Below are 19341 nucleotides of genomic sequence, written 5' to 3' on the forward strand. Positions count from 1 at the left end.
TTTTTTCATTTATCCAAGCGCATTGACGGCTTCGATTGCAGCGTCGTAATTTGGTTCGCTGTTGATATTGTCTAGGTATTCAACGTAAGTAACCTTGTTATCCGCATCTAAGACCAAGACAGCGCGTGCGAGTAGGTGCCATTCATTGATCAAGAGGCCGTATGCTTTCCCGAAGGAATGGTCGTAGTAGTCTGAGAGCATGATGGCATTGTCGAGCCCTTCAGCAGCGCACCATTTACCTTGAGCAAAAGGAAGGTCGACAGAGACCGTCAAGACGACAGTGTCTTCCATATCCGATAAGGTTTGATTGAAGTGACGTGTTTGCATCGAACAGATACCTGTGTCGATGGATGGGATAATGCTGAGGACTTTTTTCTTGCCAGCAAAATCAGCTAAAGATTTCTTCTCAAGAGCTGGAGTGATCAATGAAAAGTCATGAGCAGTATCGCCAACTTGAAGTTGAGATCCAGTAAAGGTAACAGGGTTTCCTAAAAATGTTGTCATAGCAAAGACTCCTTTTTTCTTTTCATTGTACATCAATGAAGGGGGAAGAGCCACTGATTTGTTTGAGAATCTAATCAGTTTGGAATCTTATTTGTTCAAACCTTCTGCGATCTTGTCTAAGTTCCATTTCATCATGCTGTAGTAGCTATCACCTTTTTCTCCCTCTTTGGCAATGGAATCAGTGAAGATCTTTGCATAGATCGGGATATTGGTATCTTTAGACACAGTTTTCATAGGACGTTCATCGACGCTAGATTCAACAAAGAGGGCAGGCACCTTGGTTTGCCGGAGCTTTTCTACCAGCGTTTTGATTTGGTCAGGTGTGCCTTCTTCTTCCGTATTGATTTCCCAGATATAGGCGGATGGGACGCCGTAGGCTTTGGAGAAGTATTTGAAGCAGCCTTCGCTGGTTACAATCATCTTCTTCTCTTCTGGGATATTGTTGAATTTTTGTTTGGCTTCTTGGTCGAGCTTGCTGAGTTTTTCAGTATAGGCAGCTAGATTTTTTTCGTAGAAGTCCTTGTTTTTGGGATCTTTTGCGATCAATTGTTTGGCAATGTTTTTAGCGTAGAGGATCCCGTTTTCGAGATTGAGCCAAGCGTGAGGGTCTTCTTTTCCAGCTTGGTTTTGGCCTTCCAAGTAGATGACGTCGACTCCGTCGCTAGCTGCGAAATAGTCTTTGTTTTCAACTTTATTGGCATTTTTGACCAATTTAGTAAACCAAGCATTGCCACCGGTTTCGAGGTTGATCCCGTTGTAGAAGATGAGGTCTGCTTGCGAAGTCTTTTTGACATCTTCTGGAAGCGGTTCGTACTCGTGAGGATCTTTGCCGACAGGAACGATACTGTGCAGCTCGATCTTATCCCCAGCTATATTTTTGGTGATATCTGCAAGGATGGAGTTGGTGGTGACCACTTTCAATTTATCAGAAGCTCCAGAAGAAGAGCCTTTGCTACAGGCCAACAGACCAAATAAGAGCGCCACAAAGAGGGCGAGGATAGAAGTGAATTTTTTCATGGTTTTCTCCTTTAATGAGATGAAAGAGCGTGCTTATTCTTTCTCTGCTTAGGAGCGATAAAGAAGCTGATGAGAAAGAAGACAGCAGAAGTGAGGACAATACAAGACCCGACGGCGATGTTTAAGCTATAGCCAATAAAGAGTCCCAGGATGGATGCAAGAGCACCTAATCCGGATGAAAGGAGCATCATGGACCAGAGACTATTGGTATAGAGATAGGCCGTCGCAGCGGGTGTAATGAGCATGGCGACGATGAGAATGGTTCCGACACTCTGCATAGCAGTGACAGAAACCAAGGTCAAGAGCACCATAAGGAGGTAGTGATAGACCTTGACCCGGACGCCCATGGATTGAGCCAGAACAGGATCAAAAGATGTGAGCAGTAAGGGTCGAAAGAGTAGGACAATCACCAGCAAGACCGCAGCACCAACACCGATGGTTATCCACATATCCCGGTCTTGGACGGCCAAGATATTCCCAAAGAGGATGTGGAAAAGGTCGGTGGAACTTTTAGCGACTCCAATCAGGATGACTCCTAAGGCGAGGAAAGAAGAAAAGGTAATCCCAATTGCAGTGTCGCTCTTGATGATGGAGTTGCTCTTGATATAGGTGATAAGGACGGACGCCAGGAGGCCAAAGACAATAGCGCCAATAAAGAAATTGATGCCCAGGATAAAGGAGAGAGCCACACCAGGAAGAACTGCGTGTGAGATAGCGTCTCCCATGAGAGACATGCCTCTTAAAATAATGAAGCATCCAACGGCTCCAGCGACAATCCCGATGGCGATGGCTGTGATCAGGGCATTCTGTAAGAAGTGGAATTGCTGTAATCCATCGATAAATTCTGTAATCATCCGACGCCACCTCCTATAAAGAGTTCATGCCCATAGGATGCATGCAGATTTTCTTTGGTAAAGGTTTCCTCTGTTTTCCCAAATGCAATCAGTTTACGATGAAGGAGGAGGACCTGGTCGAAATAAGCTGGGACCTTGCTGAGGTCGTGATGGACGATCAGAATGGTCTTGCCTTCTTGTTTCAAGGTCTGGAGGGTCTGCATGATGATGTCTTCGCTGACAGAGTCAATCCCTGCGAAGGGCTCATCCAAAAAAATGACATCCGCTTCTTGGACCAAGCAGCGGGCGATCAGCACCCGTTGGAATTGCCCTCCTGAAAGCTGGCCGATCTGGCGATCCGCTAGATCAAGAAGATTGACAAGTTTCAAGGCATTTTCCACTTTTTGGAGATCTTCTTTGCTTTTTCTCTTGAAGATAGAAAGGTGGGGATAAAGACCCAGTGAGATGCACTCTCTCACCGTGATGGGAAAGTGGAAATCAATAGCGGATTTCTGTTCGACGTAGGCCACCCGTTGAAGAACTTGGCTGAGATCTTTTTGATCGAGCTGGACCTTTCCCGCATGAGGGAGAAGTCCTAGCATGGCCTTGATTAGGGTTGATTTTCCAGCCCCATTGGGGCCAAGAATGCCTAGGATGGTTGGACCCTGGATGGTGAGGGAAAGATCCTCCAAGGCCAGTGTTTGCTGGTAAGCAACACTGAGATGTTCAATTTGAATCATGATTTTGCTCCTTTACCATTAATATACATGAATAAAAAAATTAAGTCAAGTTAATTTTTGAAATAATTATACACGAATAAAAAGTTAAGTCAAGTTAATTTTTAAAATAATTCAACTTAAATCTCTTGAAATCATTGAAAAAAGTTCCTATTTTTGATAAGGTTATTACAAAAGAATGAAAGCGAGAAGATCATGGTACGTTTACAAGATGATTTTTATGATTACGTCAATGGGGCATGGGCTGAGACAGCTGTGATTCCAGATGACAAACCGTCAACCGGTGGTTTTATGGACTTGATCCAAGATATCGAAAACTTGATGTTGGATATTACCGGAAAATGGCAAAGAGGAGAAGAATTGCCTGAAGATAGCATTCTGCAAAACTTTGTCAAATACCACAAAATGGTGGCAGATTTTGATGCACGGGAAGCAGCTGGTGTGGCTCCAGCTATGCCCTTGATCAACGAAATCAAGGCCTTATCTTCCTTTGAAGACTATACCAGCAAGTTGGGCACCTATGAGCTAGCTGGCAAACCAAATCTCTTGCCATTTAGCGTGTCACCAGACTTTATGAATGCCCAAATGAATGTCTTGTGGGGAGAAGCACTTGGTTTGATTTTGCCTGATACAACCTACTATGAAGAAGACAATGAAAAAGGACCAGAGTTATTAGCTGTTTGGCGTCAAATGGTTGAAAAACTCTTGGCAAAATTCGATTTCTCAGAGGAAGAAATCAAAGATATCCTAGATAAGGTCATTGCGGCTGATGCAGAATTGGCCAAATATGTCTTGTCAAACGAAGAAAAATCAGAGTACAACAAACTCTACCATCCTTATGAATGGGCAGATTTCAAGGCCTTGGTTCCAGAATTGCCACTCGATACTTTCTTTACAGAAGTGATCGGACAAACGCCAGATACTATCATCGTGCCAGAAGAGCGTTTCTGGAAGGAATTCGCACCAACATTCTACTCAGCAGCCAACTGGGAAACCCTTCATGCTAAATTGAAACTCGGCGCAGCCTTAGATTGGACGTCCTTCTTGACTGAAGAAATTCGTGTCTTGTCTGGTGAGTATGGACGGACCATTACAGGGACACCAGAAGCACGTCCGAAAGAAAAGGCAGCTTTGGCCTTGGCAGAAGGACCTTATAGCCAAGCGCTTGGGCTCTGGTATGCGGGCGAAAAGTTCTCACCAGAAGCAAAAGCAGATGTAGAGCACAAAGTAGCGACCATGATTGAGGTCTACAAGGATCGTCTTGAAAAAGCAGACTGGCTCGCTCCTGAAACCCGCGAAAAAGCCATTGTCAAACTCAATGTCATCACACCGCATATCGGCTACCCTGAAAAATTACCAGAAACATATGCCAAAAAGATCATCGACGAGAGCAAAAACTTGGTAGAAAATGCCCAAAAATTGGCTCAAATTTCCATTGCCCATACTTGGAGCAAGTGGAACCAACCAGTCGATCGGAGCGAATGGCACATGCCAGCTAATATGGTCAATGCCTACTATGATCCGCAACAAAACCAAATCGTCTTCCCAGCAGCGATTTTGCAAGCACCTTTCTATGACCTTCATCAATCGTCATCAGCTAACTACGGTGGAATCGGTGCAGTCATTGCCCATGAAATCTCCCACGCCTTTGATACCAATGGCGCTTCCTTTGACGAGCACGGTAGCTTGAAAGACTGGTGGAAGCCAGAAGATTACGAAGCCTTTACCGCTCGCACGCAAAAGGTCATCGATCAGTTTGAAGGGCAAGACTCTTACGGTGCCAAGATTAACGGGAAATTGACCGTTTCTGAAAACGTAGCAGACCTAGGTGGTATCGCTGCAGCCCTTGAAGCAGCGAAGAAAGAAGCAGACTTCTCAGCAGAAGAATTCTTCACTAATTTTGCTCGTATCTGGCGCATGAAAGCTCGGACAGAGTACATGCAACTCCTCGCAAGTGTCGATGTCCACGCACCAGGAAAACTCCGCACCAATGTCCAATTACCAAACTTTGACGAATTCTTTGAAACCTTTGATGTCAAAGAAGGCGACGGCATGTGGCGCGCACCAGAAGATCGTGTGATCATTTGGTAAATCAAGATACTAAGCCCGTAAAAAAAGCGAGAAGAAAATAGGAGATTGACCATGTGGGCCATGCCCACCAGGCAATCTCTCTTTTTCTCGACGCTTTTAGGGCGAGTTCAATTTCGTGATACTCGTTTCGTTGATCAAAGGAAGTAGTCTCGACTTCAGTTAAGCCATTGATTGATTTTCTCAATACTTGTAAAAAAATAAAAATCCCCAAAGTCAAGTTTCAACCTACTGAAACTAGCTTTGGGGATTTTTGATAATAAGATTCATCAAATAAAAACGAAGCGCTTCCAATAACTGCGTGAACAGATAAATTTAATTGAGTGGTGCCTTGTATAATTCTTTGAATTTCATAGAAATAAATGCTACTATAGGTGTGAACTAAATAAATTTTAAAGGAGCAGACTATGAGAAATTTTGCAAGTCCGTCACGTTACATTCAAGGTGAGAATGCCTTATTTGAAAATGCGCAATCTATTTCAGAATTAGGGAATCACCCTGTTTTGCTATGTGATTCAGTGGTCTATGATATCGTAGGGAAGCGTTTTGAAGAATACCTTGGTCAAAATGGGCTCACGGTTTTGCCAGTCTTCTTCAATGGAGAAGCTTCTGACAACGAAATCAATCGTGTGGTTAGTCTGGCAGAAGAAAATGGCTGTGATTTGGTCATTGGACTTGGTGGAGGAAAGACCATCGATAGTGCAAAAGCTATTGCTGATCTTCTAAAATCACCAGTTGTGATTGCTCCGACCATCGCCTCTACAGATGCTCCCGTTTCCGCCTTGTCGGTTATCTATACGGATGAGGGTGCCTTTGAGCGCTATATCTTCTATTCTAAGAACCCAGAATTGGTCTTGGTGGATAGCAAAGTCATCTCTCAAGCACCAAAACGTTTGCTCGCTTCTGGAATCGCAGATGGATTAGCGACTTGGGTCGAAGCGCGTGCGGTAATGCAAGCCAATGGAAAAACCATGTTGGGTCAACGACAAACCTTAGCGGGTGTCGCCATTGCACAACGTTGTGAAGAAACCTTATTTGCTGATGGTCTCCAAGCCATGGCTGCTTGTGAAGCCAAAGTTGTAACCCCTGCTCTTGAAAACATCATTGAAGCCAATACCCTTCTTAGTGGTATTGGGTTTGAAAGTGGTGGGTTAGCAGCTGCCCATGCCATCCATAATGGCTTTACAGCCCTTACTGGGGACATCCACCATTTGACTCACGGTGAAAAAGTAGCCTACGGAACGTTAGTTCAATTGTTCTTAGAAAACCGTCCTAAGGAAGAATTGAATAAATACATTCGTTTCTATCAACAAATCGGTATGCCAACCACTCTGAAAGAAATGCATCTTGAAACTGCAAGTTATGAAGATCTTCTCAAGGTTGGCCAACAGGCCACCATCGAAGGAGAAACCATCCATCAAATGCCATTTGAAGTGAAGGCTTCTGATATTGCCCAAGCCATCGTAGCAGTAGATGCCTACGTTCAAGGTTTGGCCTAAGATGACTTTGTCGACAAACCAAGAACTCCCATACCTTATGGTAATGGGAGTTCTTTTTCTATTTTCTTCTTTTTGGATCGGTTTGTTTAAAGATCAGGTATAAAATTCCGGCAGGCAGGAAGCAGAAGAGCCACATGACATCGAGTCCCTTGCTTTTACTGCTAGAGGTCGTTGCTTTAGACTCACTTACAGCCACCCCAGGTTTAATGCTTGGAGATACCTGTTGCAAGCCGTTTTGGACGACCAGGCGGTTGTTTTCCAGTTTAATTGCTGGATTCGTGCCTTTTTTAACGGTTGCATAGAAGTCTTGCTTCAGTTGAATGGTCTTCCCGTCGATGGTGTGTTCCCCTGCAGAAAGGACTTTTTTATACTGGTAGTCTGCGAACATTTTCTCAGCCAAGGTATTTCCGATCTGATTGCGGTAGCTTTCGGCGATCTCGACATCGTAGTTTCCAACGCCTAGGATGACTTCGATAATCCGTTGTTTACCCCGCTTGGTTGTCGCGGTATAGTTGTAGTCAGCAGTCGGGCTAGATCCGGTCTTGAGTCCGTCTGTTCCTTTGAGGGCGAACTTTCCACCTTCGAGGGAAGTATTGTAGTTATCGTAGCTTTGCTCGTAGGGGGTTCCTTCCATGATGGTAGTATGAGCTTGCTTAGTGTATTCCAACATTTCTGGCAGGTCGTTTACGATGTGATAAGCCAGAATAGACATGTCTCGCGCTGTAATTTCGTTATTGGCATTGACGTCGTGGCGCTGAGGATTGTAGTAGCCCTGAAGCACCGAGATCATCGCTCCATTTGGATTATGCCATTTAGTATGACTCATCCCCATTTCTTGTGCGTACTGATTCATTAAGTCCAAAAACTTATCGGGATCATTGTCAGTGACGGCGTTGGCCAGCATAATCACGGCCGCACTAGAAGATGGAACAAAGAGCATCTTGATCAATTCAGATACCTTGTAGTCAACACCAGCTACAATAGGTGAGTTACTTAACAGATTGTTTTCCGAGATGGCTTGGTCTGCCTCTGTTGCTGTGACCACGGTATCGTACTTGATCTTGCCTTCCTTAAGGGCCCGAAAGACCACATAGGCACTCATGAGCTTGGCCATGCTTCCTGAGTCCCGGACCGTGTCGATATTGTCTCCGTACAAAATGGCTCCAGTATTGGCGTCGATGACGATGTCGGCCTTGGGCTTGTAAAAATCGTCCAATACCAGTCCAGCATCAGCTGCGATTTTCATGACATCTTCTTGCTGGTAGATGTCGTCCGCAAAGGCAGTGGAAATAGGGCCTAATGTCAAGACTCCTACAAGGAGGGACAAGAGGCTGTGTTTTAGTCGTTTGTGTAAATGTCTCCCATAATTCATAGATTCCATTATATCATACAGGCCAGGGATTTAACTTGAAAAAATTCTAGAAAAAGAAGAAATTGAAAAAATAAAGAAAAAATAGAATAATTTCGCAGTAAAAGCGTTTACATTTCCCTAGAAAGTGCTATAATTTAAATTGAGTATAACATTTTTTACAATGAGGTGATTTATATGAACAAAGGGAAGGTACTCTTAGCTACCAGCGCTCTGCTTTTATCAGCTGGTGTACTGGCAGCCTGCTCAGGAGGAAAATCTGGAAGTCCCGGCGATCAGACTTTTAGCTATGTCTATACCCAGGATCCGGATACTCTCGACTATTCGATTTCTAATAAAAAATCGACTTCCGAGTTTACAGGAAATGCGATAGATGGCTTGTTGGAAGTGGACAAGTACGGGAACTTGATCCCATCGCTTGCTAAAGACTGGACTGTTTCCAAGGATGGCTTGACCTATACTTATAAACTCCGTAAAGGGGTCAAATGGATGACTTCTGAAGGGGAAGAATATGGAGAAGTCAAGGCTCAAGACTTTGTCACAGGTCTCAAGCACGCGGCAGACAAGAAATCACAAGCGATTTACTTGGTCCAAAAATCTGTCAAAGGCTTGGATGATTATGTATCAGGGAAGACATCTGATTTCTCAACTGTTGGTGTAAAAGCTATTGATGATTACACCGTTCAATATACTTTGAGTCAACCAGAAAGTTTCTGGAATTCTAAGACTACGATGGGGATCCTGATGCCGGTCAACGAAGAATTCTTGAAATCCAAGGGAGATGATTACGGTCAAGGAACCTCTCCGTCTAGTATCCTCTACTGCGGACCTTATTTGATCAAATCCATTACTTCGAAATCTTCTGCGATATTAGAAAAAAATCCAACCTACTGGGATGCGGAAAATGTCAAGATCAGTAAAGTCAAACTGACCTATTATGATGGTCAAGACTCCGAGTCTCTGATCCGTGGATTTGATAACGGTGACTATACAGTTGCCCGTGTTTTCCCAAATGGTTCCAACTATAAGAGTGTAGAGAAGAAGCATAAGGACGACATCGTCTATACTGACCAAGGTTCCTCAACCTATAACCTTTCCTTCAACATTGACCGTCAGGCCTATGAAATCACAAAGAAGACCACGGATGCTCAAAAGGCCTCTACCAAGAAAGCAATCTTGAACAAGGACTTCCGTCAAGCTATTATGTTTGCCTTCAACCGCAAGGCTTATGTAGCGCAAACTAACGGGGAAGCGGGTGCCAATAAGGTGATCCGTAATACCTTTACGCCACCAAACTTTGTCCAAATCGATGGCAAACAATTTGGTGATGCAGTAGAAAAAGACTTAGAAGCTTATGGGGATGAATGGAAAGGGGTCTCTGTCGCAGATGGAAAAGACACCCTCTACAATCCAAGCAAGGCCAAAGAAGAGTTTGCCAAAGCTAAGGCAGAATTGCAGTCTCAAGGAGTTGAATTCCCAATTCATTTAGACCTTCCAACTTCTTCGACTTATACGGAAGGAATCAAACAAGCCCAATCCTTCAAACAGTCGATTGAATCTACATTGGGAGCAGAAAATATTGTCATCGATCTGAATATGGTTTCTGAGGATGATCTTCAACGAGTGACTTACTTTGCTGAAAATGCTTCCCAACAAGACTGGGATCTAAACAATAACTTGGGCTGGGGACCAGACTATACGGACCCATCTTCTTACATCGACATCACCAGTGGTAAATCTGGTGAAAATGCCAATTCTTACTTTGGATTCGATGCTGGTACGGATAATGCGGCGGCAAAAGCAGCTGGCTTTGATGAGTACAATCAATTAATTGAGGACGCTCAAAAAGAAAACACTGATGTGAACAAGCGTTATGAAAAATATGCTGCGGCTCAGGCTTGGTTGACCGATAGCGCCCTCTTGATTCCGATTCATTCGGATGGGGCTTCTCCAGTCGTTCGTAAGACTGTACCATACTCTGCAGCCTTTGCTTGGACAGGCCACAAGGGTCAAACCTTTAACTATAAGTATTTAGAAGTTCAAGACAAGGTCGTATCGGCTAAAGACTACGACAAAGCGCGTGAACAATGGAAGAAAGAAAAAGAAAAATCCAATAAAAAAGCGCAAGAAGAACTTGAAAAGCATGTGAAATAGACTTTTCTTGAAGAAAACAGGAGAGACAGGTCCCGTATGGGACCTGTCTTTTTCTTCGTCTGAACCTTTAAAAATCGCCTAAAAATGGTATAATAGGAGCATCACGAAAATTGGAGAGACGCTATGAGTTTTTACAATCATAAAGAAATCGAGCCTAAGTGGCAAAAATACTGGGCTGACCATCACACCTTTAAGACAGGAACAGATGCTTCAAAACCTAAGTTTTATGCATTGGACATGTTCCCTTACCCATCTGGAGCGGGTCTTCACGTAGGACACCCAGAAGGCTACACAGCGACGGATATCCTTAGCCGTTTCAAACGTGCGCAAGGCTACAATGTCCTTCACCCAATGGGATGGGATGCTTTTGGTTTGCCTGCAGAGCAATATGCTATGGATACGGGAAATGACCCAGCGGAATTCACAGCAGAAAACATTGCCAACTTCAAACGCCAAATCAATGCGCTTGGCTTCTCTTACGACTGGGATCGTGAAGTCAATACGACAGATCCAAATTACTACAAGTGGACGCAATGGATTTTCACTAAGCTTTATGAAAAAGGCTTGGCCTATGAAGCAGAAGTGCCAGTCAACTGGGTTGAGGAACTAGGCACAGCTATCGCCAACGAAGAAGTTCTTCCAGATGGAACATCTGAGCGTGGTGGCTATCCAGTTGTCCGTAAACCAATGCGCCAATGGATGCTCAAAATCACTGCCTATGCGGAGCGCTTGCTGGCTGACTTGGATGATCTTGACTGGCCAGAGTCTATCAAGGACATGCAACGCAACTGGATTGGGAAATCAACTGGTGCTAACGTTACTTTCAAAGTAAAAGGGACTGACAAGGAATTCACCGTCTTTACAACTCGTCCGGATACCCTCTTTGGTGCGACCTTCACTGTTTTGGCGCCTGAACATGAACTAGTAGATGCCATCACAACACCGGAACAAGCTGAAGCTGTAGCGGACTACAAACACCAAGCCAGCCTCAAATCAGACTTGGCTCGTACAGACCTTGCCAAGGAAAAAACAGGGGTTTGGACGGGTGCTTATGCGATCAACCCTGTCAATGGCAAAGAAATTCCAATCTGGATTGCCGACTATGTTCTTGCTAGCTACGGAACAGGTGCTGTTATGGCCGTACCTGCTCACGATGAGCGTGACTGGGAATTTGCTAAACAATTTGGACTTCCAATCGTAGAAGTCTTGGAAGGTGGAAACGTAGCAGAAGCTGCCTACACAGAAGATGGCCTTCACGTCAACTCTGACTTCTTGAACGGTCTCAACAAAGAAGAAGCGATTGCTAAAATCGTGTCTTGGCTAGAAGAAAAAGGCTTTGGTCAAGAAAAGGTTACCTATCGTCTCCGCGACTGGCTCTTTAGCCGTCAACGCTACTGGGGTGAACCAATCCCAATCATTCATTGGGAAGACGGAACTTCAACAGCTGTTCCAGAAAGTGAATTGCCACTTGTCTTGCCAGTCACCAAGGACATCCGTCCTTCAGGTACTGGTGAAAGCCCATTAGCTAACTTGACAGACTGGCTGGAAGTGACTCGTGAGGATGGCGTCAAAGGTCGTCGTGAAACCAATACTATGCCACAATGGGCGGGTTCAAGCTGGTACTACCTTCGCTATATCGACCCACACAACACTGAGAAATTGGCTGATGAGGACCTCCTCAAACAATGGTTGCCAGTAGATATCTACGTAGGTGGTGCAGAGCACGCTGTGCTTCACTTGCTTTACGCTCGTTTCTGGCATAAATTCCTCTATGACCTCGGTGTTGTTCCAACCAAAGAGCCCTTCCAAAAACTCTTTAACCAAGGAATGATTTTGGGAACAAGCTACCGTGACCACCGTGGGGCACTTGTGGCAACTGACAAGGTTGAAAAACGTGACGGTTCCTTCTTCCATGTGGAAACAGGAGAAGAATTGGAGCAAGCACCAGCCAAGATGTCTAAATCCCTCAAGAACGTGGTTAACCCAGACGATGTGGTGGAACAATACGGTGCTGATACCCTTCGTGTCTATGAAATGTTCATGGGACCACTTGATGCTTCCATCGCTTGGTCAGAAGAAGGTCTGGAAGGAAGCCGTAAATTCCTTGATCGTGTTTACCGTTTGATTACAAGTAAAGAAATCGTTGCGGAAAACAATGGCGCTCTAGACAAGGTTTATAACGAAACCGTTAAAGCTGTCACAGAGCAAATCGAGTCTATGAAATTCAACACAGCCATTGCCCAGCTCATGGTCTTTGTCAATGCTGCTAACAAGGAAGATAAACTCTATGTGGATTACGCCAAAGGCTTCATCCAATTGATTGCTCCATTTGCCCCTCACTTGGCAGAAGAACTCTGGCAAACAGTGGCAGCAACAGGTGAGTCAATCTCTTACGTAGCTTGGCCAACATGGGACGAAAGAAAATTGATTGAAGACGAAATCGAAATCGTCGTTCAAATCAAAGGAAAAGTCCGTGCTAAACTCATGGTCGCAAAAGACCTTTCTCGTGAAGAATTGCAAGAAGTCGCTCTAGCTGACGACAAAGTCAAGGCAGAGATTGATGGCAAAGAAATCGTGAAAGTGATTAGTGTACCGAACAAACTTGTTAACATCGTTGTGAAATAAAATTAAAATTCCTTCAGAGCTAAGTTCTGGAGGATTTTTTCGTTTGGTTGATTAAGGATCAAAAAAGCTTCGGTAGGAAGAACCCTACCGAGGCTTTTTAACATGTTGAAAACGATTGTTGAATATCTGGATGATTTTCCCAATCAGCTCGATTGTAGCTTCCTGTAATGGTGTGCTCTTCAGAAAAGAGCAGAACCCGTTCCACAATCGGAGCAATTTGCTCGAAATGGTGGGAGGAAATCACAATTGTTTTTCCAGCTGTTTTTAGTTCTTGCAGCAAGGTGACAATCAGCTTCTGGTATTTTGGCGAGAGGCCGTTAAAAGGCTCGTCAAATAGCAAGAGACTAGGATTCATGGTGAGGACACTGGCGATAGCGACTAGCTTCTTTTCGCCACCAGAAAGATGGTAGGGAATGCGATCTCTCAGGTGTTCAATCTCTAAAAGACCGAGCGTATCCTTGACGCGTTGTTGGACTTCGGTTTCGGCTAAACCTAATTGGCGTGGCCCAAAAGCCAGTTCATCATAGACACTTGTATTGAACAATTGGGTATCGCTGTTCTGAAAAATGAGTCCAACCTGCTGGAAGAGTTGCCCAGCACGATGGGGATCTTTCAAGAAGTCTTGGTCAATGGTCCAGTCCTTGAAGTGGTACTGACCAGAAGAGAGGGGCAAGAGTCCAACCAGAATTTTAAAAAGGGTAGATTTTCCCGCTCCGTTTGGACCCATCAGGCCAACGGTTTCCCCCTTTTGGATCTGGAGTTGAATATCATGGATTCCAGTCTCCTCGGTGTAGTGGTAATTTCCATCTTGAATGCGAATCATATACTTTCCTTTCTAGCCAAGTAAGATCGTGAAGGTCGTGAGAACTGCCAATTCCAATAGGAAAAAGACGTCTTCCTTCTTCCAGTGGAAGGCTTCTTTGCGCTTTGTATCCATGCCGTAGCCTCGAAGAATCATCGCTTCGTACACTTCTTTTGTATGGTTTTTTGTGGATAGGTACAAGAGACCAAGGAGGGAGCCAAAGAGATTGAGATTCACCTTTTGCCCAACTGTTCTCAGCTGGACGCATTCGATCTGTTGTTGCAAGTGTTTCCCTAAGATATAGCCATATTTGAGTGTGATATCAATGGTTTGCACAAAGGTTTTTGGAACACGTAACTGACGAAGGGCCTCGACCAGTTGCACACTTGTCGTTGTGGCTAGAAAGAGGGAAATATTGAGGACAATCATCCCTGCACGTAGCAAAAAGAGCCCTCCATTTTGAAATCCTTGAAATAAGATGCTAGGTAATATCACAATTGTGGAAATCAGCAGCACCTTGAACAGGACCTTAAAGAGGTGGAGTAGGACCTCTCCAGGAAGCATGGCAATGTGCATTAACAAAAGGATACCAATCAACCACAGTTGGATGGGATGGTGGGCAGTCGTAATGAGAATGGCTAGAATTAAAAAGGAAACGAGTCGCATCCAAGACGAAGTTTTGGCCTTGAATGCGGGCGTCGTTTGTTTCATTTTGCCAAGAAAGTGGCGCAATGTTTGAAGATTCATTTGTAAATAGTGATGGCTTTTGGATGCTTCAAGAGTTGCTTGCTCTTGATGAAGCCAGTCAGGGAGTTTACGCATGAGAAGTTTTTTCTCCGTTCATTGATCGAATGATTTTACTGATGATATAGAAGATAAGGACGGCTGTCACGGCTGAGAGAATATAGCCGATCGCAATTTTAGTTCCAGGAATGGTGTAATCACTAAACAAGGCATCAAATGAGAATCCATTTTTGATCCCTGTTGGAACTTTGCCATGAAGCAGGCTACCCAATTCTTCAGCAGACCATTCACCAAAGGCTGTCCCATCTGCGAGAAGTCCAAGTGGGCTGAGGACGATCAAAGCAAGGAGCACCCAGCGAATTTTTTTAACGAATGAAGTTGTATTGACTGAACTTGGTGTGTACAACTCTGTAGGAGCGACTTGTTTGACAAAACGGTAAATCACAAAGGTGAAGAAGGCTTCGACCCAACCTGCTACAAGGAGGTGAGCTCCCAACATGGCAGGTACGGTAATACTCAATCCATAAGGGTTATAGAGCGGCTGACCAGCTTCTGAAGCGATGAGTGGTTGCAAGCCAAGTTCAATCCCTGTTAAGAGAGCTGCGGCGTTGATGGCGACATAGGAACCCACGATCACTCCAAGAGATTCGTGATGGTGTTTGCGGAACCAACTGTAAATCCCATAGCCGATAAAAGGCATGGCAACAGCCATATTGAAGATATTAGCTCCAAGGGCTAGGATTCCTCCATCTCCAAATAAGAAGGCCTGGAGGATCAAGGCGACAGATAAGGCTAGGGAAGCTGCATAGGGACCAATCAGGATGGCTAGAAGAGCACCACCGACAGCGTGAGCCGTTGTCCCCCCTGGAACTGGGACATTAAACATCATTAACAAGAAGGATAAAGAAGCTGCGACACCAAGCATAGGGGCCAATTCTTTATTTTCCTTTAATTGAACTTTGACTTTGGCAATGGATAGGCCAATCGCAGGGGCAGCCGCTACAGCTAAGAGGGCACAACTTGCAGGACTCAAATAATTATCTGGGATATGCATCACAAATACTCCGATCTTTCTATAGTACAGTTAACAGATTACCACATCGTAAAACCAAGTGTCGTTACAAAAGGAGTTTAACATTTGTTACTATTATAGCGAATTTTTGACCGTATTCCAAAGAAGTTTGTGTAAAAGGGGTAAAAAAGTCTGATCATTTGGAGTTGTGCATGAATTTTTTGAAGAGCCTCTTAGAAAAAAATGTTATTTCTATATCGAAATAGTTGACAGATGTAATAAGCAGTGGTACAATGACTTTGATATTTCGATATAGAAATAAAAAGGAGACAAAATGGACAAGATGCAAGGGGGCTACCAAGCTTTACAGATACGCTTATTGAACGGGCGACTTTTTCAAAAACTCTTGAGCAAGGAACCAGATGCTCAATATAGAAGTGAACAAGGGAAAATTTTAACGATTTTGTGGAAGCAAGAGTTGGGGTGCGCTACTGCGACAGATATCGCTCTTGCGACGGGTCTAGCTAATAATACATTGACCAGTATGGTTAAGAAATTGGAAGAACAAGGCTTGGTCACGATTCAACCTTGCACGCAGGATAAAAGGAAAAAATATATCTCTTTGACAGACCTCGGTTGGGCGCAAAAAGAAATCGGTGACCGCGTTAGTAAAGAGTTGGGTGAAATTTTCTACCAAGGTTTTTCAGATCAAGAAATTCAAGAATTTGAAGCCTATCAAGGGCGTATAATCTCAAATCTAAAAGCTAAAGAAAATGACATCTAAGAAAAGGAAGTAACAGTTATGATTGGAATTACAGGTGTAACAGGGAAATTAGGTTCCTATGTGGCTGATCTTGTCGATCAGCAAGGAATTGCTTCTATCCATCTGGCAAGAAGCCCAGAGCGTGCAAAAGTCTACGCGTCTGCGGAAATCCGTAAAATAGTGTATACCAATACTCCAAAAGTGGTTGAGGCCTTGAAGGGGGTCGATATCTTGTTGATGGTCTCTGCTCGGGAAAATCCAGAGCGTGTTGAGGAACACAAGAGTCTTTTAGATGCCGCAAAGCTTGCTGGGGTGCAGCATATTGTTTATACCTCCTTTTATGGGGCAGATGAGAAGGCAACTTTTACATTGTCTCGAGATCATGCCCAGACGGAAGCCTATATCAAGGAGTTGGGGTTCACCTACACTTTTTTGAGAGATAATTTTTACTTGGACTTCTTGATTGATATGGCGCTTGAAAATGGAGAGATTCGTGGTCCAGCAGGAAGTGGGAAGGTTTCAGCAGTTGCCCGTAAGGACACATCTAGTGTTGCAGCAGAGATTCTTTTACATGCTAAGAAATGGGAAAATCAAACCTTGAATTTGACAGGGCCAGAGGATCTTTCCATGGAAGAAATCGTAGCGCTTCTCTCAAAAGAGAGCGGTAAAACCATCGCGTATGTAGATGAATCAGTAGAAGAAGCCTATGAGTCACGGAAAAAATGGCCAGCACAAACTTGGGAGTATGATGCCTGGGTCAGTACCTATACAGCGATTAAAGCTGGAGAACAAGCTGGGGTTTCAACAGATGTCGAAAAAGTCCTAGGGTATCCAGCAAGTAGCTTATTGGATATTCTTAGAGACAGAAAACTTATTGAGGAAAAATATGATTGAATACAAACATGTAGCCTTGCGCTACACGGATAAAAACATTTTAAAAGATGTCAACCTCCGCATTGAAAATGGAGAATTTATGGTGCTAGTGGGTCCTTCAGGATCTGGAAAAACCACCATGATCAAGCTGGTCAATCGTCTCTTGGAGCCGACTGATGGCAATATCTATATGGATGGGAAACGAATCAAGGACTATGATGAACGGGAGTTACGTCTCAGTACTGGCTATGTTCTTCAAGCCATTGCCCTATTTCCAAACTTGACCGTTGCTGAAAATATAGCTCTGATTCCTGAGATGAAGGGCTGGAGCAAGGAGCAAATCGCTTCGAAAACAGAAGAACTCTTGACCAAGGTGGGGCTTCCTGCGGCAGACTATGCTCATCGGTTACCAAGCGAGTTATCTGGTGGAGAGCAACAACGGATTGGCATTGTGCGAGCTATCATTGGGGAACCAAAGATTCTATTGATGGACGAACCTTTTTCGGCCTTGGATGCCATCTCCCGTAAGCAGTTGCAGACTCTTACCAAAGAATTGCACAAAGAATTCGGTATGACCACTATTTTTGTGACCCATGACACAGACGAGGCTTTGAAATTAGGCGACCGGATTGCGGTGCTACAGGAAGGAGAGATTGTGCAGGTGGCGGACCCTGAAACAATTTTACAAGCGCCTGCGACAGACTTTGTCGCAGATTTATTTGGAGGTGTTCACCATGTCTAAACTACTTGCAACCTTTCAAGAACGCTTTGGGGACTGGCTCGCTGCATTGGGGCAACATTTGCAACTGTCATTACTGACCTTGCTCCTTGCGATTTTTCTGGCTGTTCCTCTAGCTATTTATTTGAGTATCCACAAAAGAACAAGCAACTGGGTTTTACAGCTAGCTGGGATCTTCCAGACCATTCCTTCCATGGCTCTTTTGGGCCTCTTCATTCCTATTATGGGAATCGGGACGCTTCCGGCCTTAACAGCTCTTGTCATCTATGCCATTTTCCCCATCCTTCAAAATACCATCACCGGTTTACAGGGGATTGATCCAAGCCTTGAAGAAGCAGGAATCGCCTTTGGGATGACCAAGTGGGAGCGACTCAAGAAGCTCGAGATTCCCTTGGCCATGCCCGTCATTATGTCTGGGATTCGCACGGCAGCCGTGATGATTATTGGGACAGCTACCCTAGCTGCCTTGATTGGAGCTGGGGGACTCGGTTCCTTTATCCTCCTAGGGATTGACCGCAATAATGCCAGTCTGATTTTGATCGGTGCCCTATCTTCTGCCTTCTTAGCCATCGCATTTAACCTTCTTCTCAAATGGATGGAAAAGGCCAAATTGCGGACCATCTTTGCAGCCTTTGCTGTGATGGTTATTGGATTAGGAGCTTCTTATACGCCAAGTCTTCTTCCCAAACCGAAAAAAGAAAATCTGGTCATCGCTGGGAAGTTGGGTCCTGAACCTGAAATTCTCGCCAATATGTATAAGATCTTGATCGAGAAAAATACGGATATGACAGTGACTGTCAAACCGAATTTTGGGAAGACCACCTTCCTCTATGAAGCTCTAAAAAAAGGGGATATCGCTATCTATCCAGAGTTTACAGGTACGGTGACCGAAAGTCTCCTCAAGCCAGCACCACAAGTCAGTCATGATCCAGAAGCAGTCTACAAAGCTGCTCGAGATGGGATCAAGCGACAAGACGACCTGGCCTTGCTCAAACCCATGGCTTATCAAAATACCTATGCTGTTGCAGTGCCTAAGAAGATTGCCCAAGAGTATGGACTCAAGACTATTTCAGATTTGAAAAAGGTGGAAGGACAACTCAAGGCAGGCTTTACCTTGGAGTTTACCGACCGAGAAGACGGAAACAAGGGCTTGCAGAAGGTCTATGGTCTCAACTTACAAGTGTCCACCATGGAGCCAGCCCTTCGCTACCAGGCGATCCAGTCTGGGGATATCCAGATAACGGATGCCTACTCAACAGATGCTGAACTTGCTCGCTATGACCTGGTGGTCCTCGAAGATGACAAACAACTCTTCCCACCTTATCAAGGGGCGCCCCTCATGAAAGAAGCTCTTCTTAAGAAACATCCCGAATTAGAAGCTGTTCTCAATAAGTTGGCAGGTAAAATCACAGCAGACCAAATGAGTCAGATGAACTACCAAGTCGGAGTAGAAGGCAAGCCTGCTGCTAAAGTAGCGCGTGACTTTTTGGTAAAAGAAGGGTTGATAAAAAATTAACAAACCATTCTCAAGTCTTTGCACTTGAGAATTTTTTAATAGAAAGCAATTTCATATCCTTTCAGC

At 44.4% G+C, this 19341-nt stretch carries 16 protein-coding genes; 8 read left to right on the forward strand and 8 right to left on the reverse strand.

The genetic code is table 11. The features are described from left to right. Positions 1 to 9: 9 nt before the first annotated feature. The 4 genes from tpx to HMPREF2926_RS02585 all read right to left on the reverse strand — a co-directional run bounded on the left by tpx (position 10) and on the right by HMPREF2926_RS02585 (position 3094). Positions 10 to 504, reverse strand: a complete 495-nt coding sequence (gene tpx, locus HMPREF2926_RS02570) for a thiol peroxidase (protein ID WP_061455731.1) — start codon at positions 502 to 504, stop codon at positions 10 to 12. Between the two features lie 87 nt (positions 505 to 591). Then, on the reverse strand, positions 592 to 1521 hold the full coding sequence (gene fimA, locus HMPREF2926_RS02575; RefSeq protein ID WP_045759028.1) for a metal ABC transporter substrate-binding lipoprotein/fibrin-binding adhesin FimA: 930 nt from the start codon (positions 1519 to 1521) through the stop codon (positions 592 to 594). Between the two features lie 11 nt (positions 1522 to 1532). Beyond that, the gene (locus tag HMPREF2926_RS02580) at positions 1533 to 2375 is read right to left on the reverse strand and encodes a metal ABC transporter permease (protein ID WP_003004302.1); all 843 of its coding nucleotides are present in this window, start codon (positions 2373 to 2375) and stop codon (positions 1533 to 1535) included. Next, positions 2372 to 3094, reverse strand: coding sequence for a metal ABC transporter ATP-binding protein (locus HMPREF2926_RS02585; RefSeq protein WP_070586335.1), 723 nt, complete (start codon positions 3092 to 3094; stop codon positions 2372 to 2374). The genes HMPREF2926_RS02580 and HMPREF2926_RS02585 overlap by 4 nt, the downstream gene beginning before the upstream one ends. A gap of 192 nt (positions 3095 to 3286) precedes the next feature. Between HMPREF2926_RS02585 and HMPREF2926_RS02590 the strand changes: the two genes are divergently transcribed. After that, positions 3287 to 5182, forward strand: coding sequence for a M13 family metallopeptidase (locus HMPREF2926_RS02590; protein ID WP_061591485.1), 1896 nt, complete (start codon positions 3287 to 3289; stop codon positions 5180 to 5182). Positions 5183 to 5586: 404 nt separating this feature from the next. Next, complete coding sequence (locus HMPREF2926_RS02600; protein WP_061455727.1) at positions 5587 to 6678, forward strand: glycerol dehydrogenase; 1092 nt, start codon at positions 5587 to 5589, stop codon at positions 6676 to 6678. A gap of 58 nt (positions 6679 to 6736) precedes the next feature. Here HMPREF2926_RS02600 and HMPREF2926_RS02605 read toward each other — a convergent pair whose 3' ends face one another. After that, entirely contained in the window at positions 6737 to 8059 is a 1323-nt protein-coding gene (locus HMPREF2926_RS02605; RefSeq protein WP_070586337.1) for a DUF1958 domain-containing protein, read from the reverse strand. A 165-nt stretch (positions 8060 to 8224) separates the two neighbouring features. On the opposite strand from HMPREF2926_RS02605, the gene HMPREF2926_RS02610 reads away from it, so the two are divergent. Next, positions 8225 to 10201: a peptide ABC transporter substrate-binding protein gene (locus HMPREF2926_RS02610; RefSeq protein WP_070586338.1), complete on the forward strand. Its 1977-nt coding sequence runs from the start codon at positions 8225 to 8227 to the stop codon at positions 10199 to 10201. Between the two features lie 123 nt (positions 10202 to 10324). Beyond that, positions 10325 to 12826, forward strand: coding sequence for a leucine--tRNA ligase (leuS, locus tag HMPREF2926_RS02615; protein ID WP_070586339.1), 2502 nt, complete (start codon positions 10325 to 10327; stop codon positions 12824 to 12826). A gap of 97 nt (positions 12827 to 12923) precedes the next feature. On the opposite strand, the gene HMPREF2926_RS02620 is transcribed toward leuS, so the two are convergent. Genes HMPREF2926_RS02620 through cbiM form a run of 3 tightly spaced genes read right to left on the reverse strand, consistent with a single transcriptional unit; the run spans position 12924 to position 15426 of the window. Beyond that, positions 12924 to 13649 carry an energy-coupling factor ABC transporter ATP-binding protein gene (locus tag HMPREF2926_RS02620; protein WP_070586340.1) on the reverse strand — a complete coding sequence of 242 codons (726 nt, stop codon included), beginning with the start codon at positions 13647 to 13649 and terminating at the stop codon, positions 12924 to 12926. Between the two features lie 12 nt (positions 13650 to 13661). Continuing rightward, positions 13662 to 14450 (reverse strand): energy-coupling factor transporter transmembrane component T, encoded by a 789-nt coding sequence (locus HMPREF2926_RS02625; RefSeq protein ID WP_023919566.1) that lies wholly within the window; start codon positions 14448 to 14450, stop codon positions 13662 to 13664. After that, positions 14443 to 15426 carry a cobalt transporter CbiM gene (cbiM, locus tag HMPREF2926_RS02630; RefSeq protein WP_070586341.1) on the reverse strand — a complete coding sequence of 328 codons (984 nt, stop codon included), beginning with the start codon at positions 15424 to 15426 and terminating at the stop codon, positions 14443 to 14445. The genes HMPREF2926_RS02625 and cbiM overlap by 8 nt, the downstream gene beginning before the upstream one ends. A 292-nt stretch (positions 15427 to 15718) precedes the next feature. On the opposite strand from cbiM, the gene HMPREF2926_RS02635 reads away from it, so the two are divergent. From HMPREF2926_RS02635 to HMPREF2926_RS02650, 4 genes are read left to right on the forward strand one after another with little or no spacing between them, the layout of a single operon-like run. Continuing rightward, the gene (locus tag HMPREF2926_RS02635; RefSeq protein ID WP_070586342.1) at positions 15719 to 16168 is read left to right on the forward strand and encodes a MarR family winged helix-turn-helix transcriptional regulator; all 450 of its coding nucleotides are present in this window, start codon (positions 15719 to 15721) and stop codon (positions 16166 to 16168) included. A gap of 18 nt (positions 16169 to 16186) precedes the next feature. Continuing rightward, positions 16187 to 17041 carry an SDR family oxidoreductase gene (locus tag HMPREF2926_RS02640; protein ID WP_070586343.1) on the forward strand — a complete coding sequence of 285 codons (855 nt, stop codon included), beginning with the start codon at positions 16187 to 16189 and terminating at the stop codon, positions 17039 to 17041. Beyond that, positions 17034 to 17762, forward strand: a complete 729-nt coding sequence (locus tag HMPREF2926_RS02645) for an ATP-binding cassette domain-containing protein (protein ID WP_070586344.1) — start codon at positions 17034 to 17036, stop codon at positions 17760 to 17762. Before HMPREF2926_RS02640 ends, HMPREF2926_RS02645 begins: the two co-directional genes overlap by 8 nt. Beyond that, the gene (locus tag HMPREF2926_RS02650) at positions 17755 to 19275 is read left to right on the forward strand and encodes an ABC transporter permease/substrate-binding protein (protein ID WP_070586345.1); all 1521 of its coding nucleotides are present in this window, start codon (positions 17755 to 17757) and stop codon (positions 19273 to 19275) included. Before HMPREF2926_RS02645 ends, HMPREF2926_RS02650 begins: the two co-directional genes overlap by 8 nt. Positions 19276 to 19341: the final 66 nt, after the last annotated feature.

It is taken from the genome of Streptococcus sp. HMSC078D09 (genome assembly GCF_001813675.1).
Lineage (GTDB): Bacteria > Bacillota > Bacilli > Lactobacillales > Streptococcaceae > Streptococcus.

Bases quoted from the DNA above. Each gene is read 5' to 3' on its own strand.
- tpx (WP_061455731.1), bottom strand. From the start codon at position 504: ATGACAACATTTTTAGGAAACCCTGTTACCTTTACTGGATCTCAACTT.
- fimA (WP_045759028.1), bottom strand. From the start codon at position 1,521: ATGAAAAAATTCACTTCTATCCTCGCCCTCTTTGTGGCGCTCTTATTT.
- HMPREF2926_RS02580 (WP_003004302.1), bottom strand. From the start codon at position 2,375: ATGATTACAGAATTTATCGATGGATTACAGCAATTCCACTTCTTACAG.
- HMPREF2926_RS02585 (WP_070586335.1), bottom strand. From the start codon at position 3,094: ATGATTCAAATTGAACATCTCAGTGTTGCTTACCAGCAAACACTGGCC.
- HMPREF2926_RS02590 (WP_061591485.1), top strand. From the start codon at position 3,287: ATGGTACGTTTACAAGATGATTTTTATGATTACGTCAATGGGGCATGG.
- HMPREF2926_RS02600 (WP_061455727.1), top strand. From the start codon at position 5,587: ATGAGAAATTTTGCAAGTCCGTCACGTTACATTCAAGGTGAGAATGCC.
- HMPREF2926_RS02605 (WP_070586337.1), bottom strand. From the start codon at position 8,059: ATGGAATCTATGAATTATGGGAGACATTTACACAAACGACTAAAACAC.
- HMPREF2926_RS02610 (WP_070586338.1), top strand. From the start codon at position 8,225: ATGAACAAAGGGAAGGTACTCTTAGCTACCAGCGCTCTGCTTTTATCA.
- leuS (WP_070586339.1), top strand. From the start codon at position 10,325: ATGAGTTTTTACAATCATAAAGAAATCGAGCCTAAGTGGCAAAAATAC.
- HMPREF2926_RS02620 (WP_070586340.1), bottom strand. From the start codon at position 13,649: ATGATTCGCATTCAAGATGGAAATTACCACTACACCGAGGAGACTGGA.
- HMPREF2926_RS02625 (WP_023919566.1), bottom strand. From the start codon at position 14,450: ATGCGTAAACTCCCTGACTGGCTTCATCAAGAGCAAGCAACTCTTGAA.
- cbiM (WP_070586341.1), bottom strand. From the start codon at position 15,426: ATGCATATCCCAGATAATTATTTGAGTCCTGCAAGTTGTGCCCTCTTA.
- HMPREF2926_RS02635 (WP_070586342.1), top strand. From the start codon at position 15,719: ATGGACAAGATGCAAGGGGGCTACCAAGCTTTACAGATACGCTTATTG.
- HMPREF2926_RS02640 (WP_070586343.1), top strand. From the start codon at position 16,187: ATGATTGGAATTACAGGTGTAACAGGGAAATTAGGTTCCTATGTGGCT.
- HMPREF2926_RS02645 (WP_070586344.1), top strand. From the start codon at position 17,034: ATGATTGAATACAAACATGTAGCCTTGCGCTACACGGATAAAAACATT.
- HMPREF2926_RS02650 (WP_070586345.1), top strand. From the start codon at position 17,755: ATGTCTAAACTACTTGCAACCTTTCAAGAACGCTTTGGGGACTGGCTC.